Here is a 2,379-nt window from a genome sequence, read left to right on the forward strand (position 1 = left end):
TGTTTCATTGGTTCATTGGTCCCTTTATTCGGGCGAGATTTGGTACACCGAACGCTATCTTTTATTCCTAACTGGCACATCAGTCTTTTCGTCGACAGCGCATTGCCATTGCCGCTAGACTTGTCAACCAATTCCGGCCAACAGAGCCGCGACAGAAAAAGACGGGAACGAGGGAGATCGAAATGAAGGGTCCAGGATCGGCTTCGCGCCTGGCGGCAGCTCTTCCGTTGGCGGCAGCTCTTCTGGCGACGCCAATCTCTGCTTCGTCCTCTCTCGCGCAGGATTATCCCTCAAGAGCGATCCGGATCGTCGTTCCCTTTGGCGCCGGAGGACCTGCCGATGTCGCAGCACGCCTGATCGGCAACATCTGGCAGGAGAAGTTCGGCCAGCCCGTCGTCGTTGAGAATCGCACCGGCGCCGGAGGCGTGATCGGCACGCTCGAGGCGGCGAAGTCGCCCCCCGATGGCTATACGCTGTTGTTGATGTCGAACACCCAGACCGCGAACGAGTCGCTGATATCGCAGCAGCAGCGCAAATACGAACTGATGCGCGATCTGCTGCCGATCGCGCCGATCAATTACTCCGATCTGGTCATCGTGGTGCATCCGAAGGTGCCGGCGAACACGCTGCAGGAGTTCATAGCGCTGGCCAAATCACAGCCCGGAAAACTGAATTACGCCTCGTCGGGCCAGGGCACGCCCTATCATATGGCCGGCGAATTATTCAAGTCGATGACCGGTATCGATGTCGTGCACGTTCCCTACCGCAACAGCGGCGAAGCGCGAACCGGCGTGATTAGCGGACAGGTGCAGATGATGATCGACGCGGTTCCTGCCATGGCGCCCAATGTCAGCGCCGGCCAGGTGCGGGCGCTCGCCACCACCGGCAAGGCGCGTTCCACCGTGCTGCCGGACGTACCCACTGCGAATGAAGCAGGCGTGCCCGGCTATGAGGCCACTATCTGGCTCGGATTGATGGCGCCCGCCGGGACGCCGAAACCCGTGATCGAGAAGCTGAACGCGGCCGTCAACGAGGTGGTCAAGCGGCCCGACATCGTCAAACTCTGGAAAGACCAGGGCGCCATTCCAATGTCCATGACGACAGAGGAATTCGACAAGTTCCTGCGCGGGGACATTGTGAAGTGGGGCAATGTCGTCAAAACATTCGCCGAGAAGCCGCAGTAGGATCGAACCAGGCTCGAGGTCCTTTCGATGCAAAGTGTTCGCTTTCGCCTCAACGGCGCGGAGACGGCCGTCGAGGCCGATCCGGATTCCTCGCTGCTTGCCGTCTTGCGCGGTCAGCTCGGGGTAAGCAGCCCGCATTTCGGTTGTGGCGCCAACGAATGCGGTGCTTGCAACGTGATCGTCGGCACGCATGCGGTCGCGGCCTGCGACACGCCGCTGTGGTCAGTGGCAGACAAGGACGTCACCACGGTCGAAGGACTCGGGACCGTCGAAAATCCGCATCCGCTGCAGAGCGCCTTCATCGCCGAGCAGGCGTTGCAGTGTGGCTATTGCGTATCGGGCATCCTGATGAGCGCCGCGGCGCTGTTGATGCGAAACCCGAGTCCCTCCGATGTGGATGTGAAAGCCGCGCTCGACCGCAATCTTTGCCGTTGCGGTTCGCATAACCGAATGGTCCGGGCAGTACTGCGCGCCGCCAGCCAGATGACAGCTCGATGACGCCGCCTGCATCGCCCGAGCGCAAATTGCCGGTCAGCCTCGCGGCCAATCCGCGACTGTCATCATGGGTCAAGGTCTCGCCTGACGGGCGGGTACTGGTATCTCCGGGGAAAGTGGAGATCGGGCAAGGTATCGTCACGGCGCTCGCCCAGATCGCGGCGGACGAGTTGGACGTCGCCATCGAGCGCGTTCAAATGGTTCGCGCGTCCACGGCTGCAAGTCCGAATGAGGGCGTCACCTCGGGAAGTCTTTCGGTGCAGCAATCGGGTCGCGCCATGCGGCAGGCCTGCGCGGAAATCCGGCAGATTTTTCTCGCCGCCGCATCCGATCGGCTAGGAGTGGACATCGATCAGTTCGAAATCAATGACGGCACAATCTTCGGGCCTGGAAATGTCAACACCAGCTATTGGGAGCTCGCCGAAGAAGTTTCGCTGGAGCGCGAAGCAACCGCGGGTGCCGCGCCAAAGTCAGCCACAAGACGGATGTTGGCAGGAAGCTCTGCTAAACGACTGGACATTCCCGACAAAGTGTTCGGCCATCCGCGGTTCATTCACGACCAAGTACTGCCGGGCGTGCTGCACGGGCGCGTATTGCGGTCGGAAATGGCGGGCGCGACGCTCGTAAACATTGCCGAACAGAAGGCGCGCGCCCTTCCCGGCGTGATCGATGTGATCCGAGACGGCAATTTCGTTGGCCT

The 2,379-nt window shown here is 61.0% G+C and carries 3 protein-coding genes; all 3 read left to right on the plus strand.

Annotation, left to right across the window (positions count from 1 at the left end; translation table 11 throughout):
- The first annotated feature begins 182 nt into the window (after positions 1 to 182).
- Entirely contained in the window at positions 183 to 1,184 is a 1,002-nt protein-coding gene (locus VJV58_RS12450; protein WP_324137648.1) for a tripartite tricarboxylate transporter substrate binding protein, read from the plus strand.
- A gap of 27 nt (positions 1,185 to 1,211) precedes the next feature.
- Positions 1,212 to 1,682 carry a (2Fe-2S)-binding protein gene (locus tag VJV58_RS12455; RefSeq protein ID WP_324137650.1) on the plus strand — a complete coding sequence of 157 codons (471 nt, stop codon included), beginning with the start codon at positions 1,212 to 1,214 and terminating at the stop codon, positions 1,680 to 1,682.
- A partial coding sequence (locus VJV58_RS12460) for a molybdopterin cofactor-binding domain-containing protein (RefSeq protein ID WP_324137651.1) occupies positions 1,679 to 2,379 on the plus strand: 701 nt, incomplete at its 3' end. The genes VJV58_RS12455 and VJV58_RS12460, both read left to right, overlap by 4 nt.

Origin of the sequence: Bradyrhizobium sp., assembly GCF_035273305.1 — a bacterium.
Lineage (GTDB): Bacteria > Pseudomonadota > Alphaproteobacteria > Rhizobiales > Xanthobacteraceae > Bradyrhizobium.

Bases quoted from the DNA above. Each gene is read 5' to 3' on its own strand.
- VJV58_RS12450 (WP_324137648.1), top strand. From the start codon at position 183: ATGAAGGGTCCAGGATCGGCTTCGCGCCTGGCGGCAGCTCTTCCGTTG.
- VJV58_RS12455 (WP_324137650.1), top strand. From the start codon at position 1,212: ATGCAAAGTGTTCGCTTTCGCCTCAACGGCGCGGAGACGGCCGTCGAG.